A 5,865-nucleotide genomic window follows, 5' to 3' on the forward strand; every position below is an offset into this window, starting at 1 on the left:
TGGTACGGGGTGTAGGCGGTGTACCAAGCGGGGTTTTCGAGGATGTTGCGCAGGATCACGCCCGGGGTGTGGGTGCCGTAATAGCCTTGACCGATGTGGCTTTTGAGCAAGCGGTTCTTTTGCGCCAGGGCCTTGAGTTCTGCCAAAGCGGCCGCTTCGGTGATGGGCGCGGGCAAGACCATGTCCTGGGCGCGGGCGATGCTGCGCGGCACGATGGATTCGATCAAGGACCTGCGTGATGCCTCACCGATCACGCCCAGCATGTGCTGTTCGTCGGCACCGCTGATGCCGATGTGGCGGGCGATGAATTCGGACGGGTTTTCGAGCTCGGTCAAGGGCTTGAGGGTGGACATCAGCATGAGTGGCTCCGGTTAATCGTTCAAGCTGCAGAAAAGGCTTTGTAAGCGGTCTCGTCCAGCAGGACATCGGTCTGCGCTGGGTTGGACAGCTTGACCTTGAAGAACCAGCCTTTGCCCAGCGGGTCGGTGTTGGCCAGCGACGGGTCGCCGCGCAGTTCTTCATTGACTTCGGTGATCTCGCCGTCCACCGGCATGTAAACATCGGCTGCGGCCTTGACCGACTCGACCACGCCAGCAACCTCTTTGGCCGCGAAGGTTTTGCCGACTTCGGGCAGGTCAACAAACACCACATCGCCCAGCGCATCCTGCGCGTGGTGGGTGATGCCCACGACAGCGGTGTCGCCGTCAATGTGCAACCATTCGTGGTCTTCGGTGTACTTGATCATGAGGGGGCTCCTTGTGAATTTAATTGTGGTCATTTAATTGGGGTCAGATCCCAATTGTTTGCCTTGAATGCGTGTGTGGATTTAATTGGGATCTGACCCCAATTAACCGATTAACTTCAACCACGGACATAGCGGTTGGGCACGAAGGGCAGGGGTCTGACTTGCATGGGCACGCTTTTGCCGCGCACCATGGCATTCAGACGTGTGCCCGACGCCGCGTATTCTGCCTGCACATAGGCCAGCGCCACGGGCTGGTCCGCGGTGGGGGCCAGCAGTCCGCTGGTGACTTCGCCCACTTTTTGGCCAGCGTCGTTGTGCAGCTCGACATGCTCGCGCACCGGCACCCGTTCCAGGCCCACCAAGCCCACGCGCAAACGCTGGGCTGGCGCTGTGCCATCCAGTTGTGCAAGCACCTTGTCGGCACCCGGAAAGCCGCCTGCGCGGGCACCGCCGGTGCGCCGCACCTTTTGCATGGCCCAGTTCAGGCCCGCTTCAACCGGGGTGGTGGTGGTGTCGATGTCGTTGCCGTACAGGCACAGCCCGGCTTCCAGGCGCAGCGAGTTGCGGGCTCCCAGGCCAATTGGCTTGACTTCGGGCTGGGCCAGCAGGGCGCGGGCAAAGGCCTCGGCCGCGTGGGCGGGCAGGGAAATCTCAAAACCGTCTTCGCCGGTGTAGCCGCTGCGCGTTATATACAGGTCAGCGCCTTCCAAGGTGGCAGCCATGCCGGTCATGAACACAAGTTGCTCAACCCCGGGCAAGAGGCGCTGCAAAGCGGTGACGGCTTGCGGGCCTTGCAGGGCGAGCAAGGCGCGGTCAAATTGCGGCTCGATGGTGCATCGGCTACCGATGCGTTGCTGGATGTGCGCCAGATCGCCGTGTTTGCAGGCGCCATTGACGATCACAAAAATGTCCTCGCCCCTGTTCACAAACATCAGGTCGTCGATGATGCCGCCCTCGTCATTGAGCAGCAGGCCGTAGCGTTGTTTGTGGACGCCCAAACCGATCACGTCCACCGGCATCAGGCTCTCGAAGGCGGCCGCTGCATCCGGGCCCGGTAGGCGCAACTGACCCATGTGCGAGACATCGAACAGGCCCGCCGCATTGCGGGTGTGGTGGTGCTCGGCCACCAAGCCTGCCGGGTATTGCACTGGCATGCTGTAACCGGCAAAAGGCACCATGCGTGCGCCCAGCTCGGTGTGCAGCGCATTCAAAGGGGTGGTGAGCAAGTCGGCAGAAGCGGTCACAAAAACTCCAAGGGCAATGAAAAACCACAGCACTGGCTGTGGCGCTTGCCCTCGCTGTCCGCTTTACCTGAGAGATTCGCCGGGAACCTCAGCTCAAAAGCCGATCGTTCTGCGGGTTGCTCCTTCGGTGGATGCCGTGGATCGATGTCCCGGCACCTCTCTCCAGTGAGGTAACGCTTTGGATAAAGCGTTTTGTCAGTCCTTTTGCCTGAGCGTTCAGCAGCTGGTCACAGCGCCTGCGCCTTCGGCGGCCTGACTTGTTTCACGAGGAAGCAAGTCAGGCGCTCTCCTGACAGGGGTGAATTCTAACCACCACAGCACTCCAGTCTGCAAAATCTTTCAAAGTGTTGGTATCTCACCCCAGACACGCGATCAAGTCCATGTAAAGTCATCCGTATTCATATTGAGACAGCCGCAAGGACCTCCATCACCACCATGGCCATCAAAAAATCCGACCTGTATTCCTCTCTTTGGGCCTCTTGCGACGCATTGCGCGGGGGCATGGATGCCAGCCAGTACAAGGACTACGTTCTGTTCATGCTGTTCATCAAATACGTGAGCGACAAATACGCCGACAGCGACGACTTTGCCCCGGCGGTGGTCATCCCCCAAGGGGCCAGCTTCAAGGACATGATTGAGCTGAAGGGCAAGAGCGACATTGGCGACAAGATCAACACCCAGATCATCCAGCCGCTGATTGATGCCAACAGCAAGCTGGCCCGCAGTGATTTTCCGGACTTCAACGACCCCAACAAACTGGGCGAAGGCAAGGAAATGGTTGAGCGGCTGGGCAATCTGATCGCGATATTTCAAAAGCCCGAGCTGGACTTTTCGCAAAACCGCGCCGACCACGACGACATCTTGGGCGATGCGTATGAATTCCTGATGCGCCACTTCGCGCAAGACTCGGGCAAAAGCAAAGGCCAGTTCTACACCCCCAGCGAAGTCAGCCGCATTTTGGCCAAGGTGCTGGGCGTGGGGCCAGACAACACCAGCGCCAAAACCACCGCGTATGACCCCACCTGCGGGTCCGGATCGCTGCTGCTCAAAGTGGCCGCTGAAGCGGGCAAGCAAATCACCCTTGAAGGCCAAGAAAAAGACGTGACCACTGCGGGCTTGGCCCGCATGAACATGATCTTGCACGACTTCCCCACGGCCAACGTGCTGAGCGGTAACACGCTCACTGCGCCCAAGTTCAAAGACGGCGAACAGCTGCGCACTTACGACTACGTGGTGGCCAACCCGCCTTTTTCTGACAAAGAGTGGAGCACAGGCTTGACCCTTGGCGACAGCGGTGCAAGCGACCCGTACCAGCGCTTTGGCTGGGGCGTGCCGCCACCCAAGCAGGGCGACTACGCCTACCTCATGCACATCATCCGCAGCATGAACAGCACCGGCAAAGCCGCCTGCATCTTGCCGCACGGGGTGCTGTTCAGGGGCAATGCCGAAGCGGTCATTCGCGAAAAGCTAGTCACCTCGGGCATCCTCAAAGGCATCATCGGCTTGCCAGCCAACCTGTTTTATGGCACGGGCATTCCGGCCTGCGTGCTGGTGCTGGACAAGCAAAACGCCAACGCCCGCAAAGGCGTGATGATGATCGACGCCAGCAAAGGCTTCATCAAAGACGGCAACAAAAACAAACTGCGCGAGCAAGACATTCACAAAATTGTAGATGCGTTTGACAAGCTCGAAGACCTTGCAGGTTTCGCCCGCATGGTGCCGCTGGACGAAATAGCCAGCGAGAAAAACGCCTACAACCTCAACCTGCCGCGCTACATCGACAGCACAGAGGCCGAAGACATTCAAGACTTGCAAGCCCACATGACAGGCGGCATTCCCAACCGCGACCTGGACGCACTGGCCGCTTACTGGAAGGTCATGCCCGGTTTGCGCAACCTGCTGTTCAAGCCCCTGCGCGAAGGCTATGCCCAGCTGCAGCAACCCATGAACGAGGTCAAGGCTGCCGTGCTGGCCCACCCCGAGTTTGTGGCCTTCAACACCCAAGCCACCAGCAGCTTTGCCGCATGGCAAACGCGCAACCTGCCTGCATTGCAAGGCATCCAGCCCGGCGACAAACCCAAGGCATTGGTGGCGCAACTGGCCGAAGACCTGCTGACCACCTTCAAGCCCGTGCCCTTGGTGGACGCGTATGACGTGTACCAACACCTCATGGACTACTGGGCCGAGGTCATGCAAGACGACGTGTACCTGCTGGTGCAAGACGGCTGGGCCAGCGCACGCACCTTGCGCGAAGTGGTGCAAGTCAAAAACAAAGACAACAAACTGGTCTGGCCCGAAGCGCACGACTTTGTGATCAATAAACGCCGCTACAAAACCGACCTGATTCCCCGCGCCTTGCTGATTGCCCGCTACTACGCCGCCGAGCAAGCCGCGCTGGATGCCAAAGTAGCCGAGTTGGACGCCGTGAGCGCCCAACTGGCCGAGCTGGAAGAAGAAAACAGCGCCGAAGACATGACCTTTGCCGGGTTTGAAAAAATCAACGACAAAGAAGTGAAAAGCCGCATCAAGGAAATTGGCAACGATGCGGACGCGGCAGACGAGCTGGCGGTGCTGAAAGCCTGGCTCAAGCTGAGCGATGAAGAAGCCACCCTCAAGAAAACCGTCAAAACACTCGATGCCGCGCTGGAGCAAAAAGCCTACGACCGCTACGCCACGCTGACCGAAGCCGAAATAAAACAACTAGTGGTGCAAGACAAATGGCTGGCCACCCTGAACGCCAGCCTGTCTGCCGAGCTGGACCGCGTGAGCCAAACCCTGACCCGCCGCATCCGCGAACTGGCCGAACGCTACGCCACGCCGCTGCCTGCGTTGGCTGATGAGGTGGAGGCACTGTCGGCCAAGGTGGGCGAGCACCTCAAGCGGATGGGAGTCTCAGCATGAACCATTCAATGATCCCGTTTTTTTTACACACACGGCAACTATCCGGAATTACCGGACAGTTCGTGCAACGCTGCGTTGCATTACTGCAAAAGGGTGCAGTATGGAACTGACCTCTAACACTGGAACCCCGGACTACCAGCAACTGCTGGCGCAAATTTCCGGCACCTTTAGCCAAGGCCAAGCACGTGCCGCGCAAGCGGTCAACACCGTTTTGATCGACACCTACTGGCAAGTGGGTCAGCACATTGTGGAGTTTGAGCAAGCCGGGCAGCAACGCGCCACCTATGGCAAAGCCCTGCTCGAAGACCTGGCCCGCGACCTGACCCTGCGCCACGGCCGGGGGTTCAGCCGCAGCAACATCAACCGCATGCGGCTGTTTTTTCTGTATTACCCAATTTGTGCGAAGGCTTCGCACAAATTGAGCTGGTCGCACTATGTGGAGCTGCTCAAGCTCGACGACGAGCTGGAGCGCAGCTTTTATGAGCAACAAGCCATTGCCGAGCAATGGTCGGTGCCCGAACTCAAACGCCAGAAAAACAGTCAGCTTTTTTTGCGCTTGGCCGCCAGCAAAGACAAGGCGGGCGTGTTGCAACTGGCCCAGACGGGGCAAGTCGTCGAACAACCCGCCGATCTGCTGCGCGAGCCCTATGTGTTCGAGTTTTTGAAGATCCCCGAGCCGCACCAAGTCTCGGAAACCCAGTTGGAGACCCTGCTGTGCGACCACCTGCAGCCCTTCATGCTGGAGCTGGGCAAAGGCTTTACCTTTGTGGGGCGGCAATACCGCATCAACGTGGGCGGCACCCACTACCGCGTGGACCTGGTTTTTTACCACCGCATCCTGCGCTGCTTGAAGTGGACCCCGAATTTGGGACAGGTGTTTAAGTGGGACACTGTCCAAAGAAATGGGTTACCAATGACTGAAACAAAAAAGCGCAGGCTTCATCCACCCGAGCTCAAGGCCAAGCTTGGCTTGGA

At 58.9% G+C, this 5,865-nt stretch carries 4 protein-coding genes, 1 pseudogene and 2 riboswitches; of the genes and pseudogenes, 2 read left to right on the forward strand and 3 right to left on the reverse strand.

All coding sequences use genetic code 11. The features are described 5' to 3' along the window. From ACIQ47_RS14210 to gcvT, 3 genes and pseudogenes are all read right to left on the reverse strand, one after another. A pseudogene (locus ACIQ47_RS14210) lies at window positions 1-359 on the reverse strand (glycine dehydrogenase (aminomethyl-transferring)); the annotation flags it as partial. Between the two features lie 20 nt (window positions 360-379). Further along, window positions 380-745 carry a glycine cleavage system protein GcvH gene (gene gcvH, locus ACIQ47_RS14215; RefSeq protein WP_396438728.1) on the reverse strand — a complete coding sequence of 122 codons (366 nt, stop codon included), beginning with the start codon at window positions 743-745 and terminating at the stop codon, window positions 380-382. A 116-nt stretch (window positions 746-861) separates the two neighbouring features. After that, window positions 862-1,989 (reverse strand): glycine cleavage system aminomethyltransferase GcvT, encoded by a 1,128-nt coding sequence (gene gcvT, locus ACIQ47_RS14220; protein ID WP_396438729.1) that lies wholly within the window; start codon window positions 1,987-1,989, stop codon window positions 862-864. A 44-nt stretch (window positions 1,990-2,033) separates the two neighbouring features. Next, a riboswitch (glycine riboswitch) is annotated at window positions 2,034-2,165 on the reverse strand. Window positions 2,166-2,175: 10 nt separating this feature from the next. Continuing rightward, window positions 2,176-2,291: riboswitch (glycine riboswitch) on the reverse strand. A gap of 133 nt (window positions 2,292-2,424) precedes the next feature. On the opposite strand from gcvT, the gene ACIQ47_RS14225 reads away from it, so the two are divergent. Together ACIQ47_RS14225 and ACIQ47_RS14230 are read left to right on the forward strand one after the other, a co-directional pair. Further along, complete coding sequence (locus tag ACIQ47_RS14225; protein WP_396438730.1) at window positions 2,425-4,890, forward strand: N-6 DNA methylase; 2,466 nt, start codon at window positions 2,425-2,427, stop codon at window positions 4,888-4,890. 100 nt (window positions 4,891-4,990) lie between these two features. Continuing rightward, window positions 4,991-5,865, forward strand: an 875-nt coding sequence (locus ACIQ47_RS14230; RefSeq protein WP_396438731.1) for a PDDEXK nuclease domain-containing protein, incomplete at its 3' end; no start/stop codon positions are given.

It is taken from the genome of Limnohabitans sp. (assembly GCF_044373035.1).
Lineage (GTDB): Bacteria > Pseudomonadota > Gammaproteobacteria > Burkholderiales > Burkholderiaceae_C > Limnohabitans_A.

What these genes read in the sequence shown, in the direction of transcription:
- gcvH (WP_396438728.1), bottom strand. Translation starts at nt 745, where the DNA reads ATGATCAAGTACACCGAAGACCACGAATGGTTGCACATTGACGGCGAC.
- ACIQ47_RS14225 (WP_396438730.1), top strand. Translation starts at nt 2,425, where the DNA reads ATGGCCATCAAAAAATCCGACCTGTATTCCTCTCTTTGGGCCTCTTGC.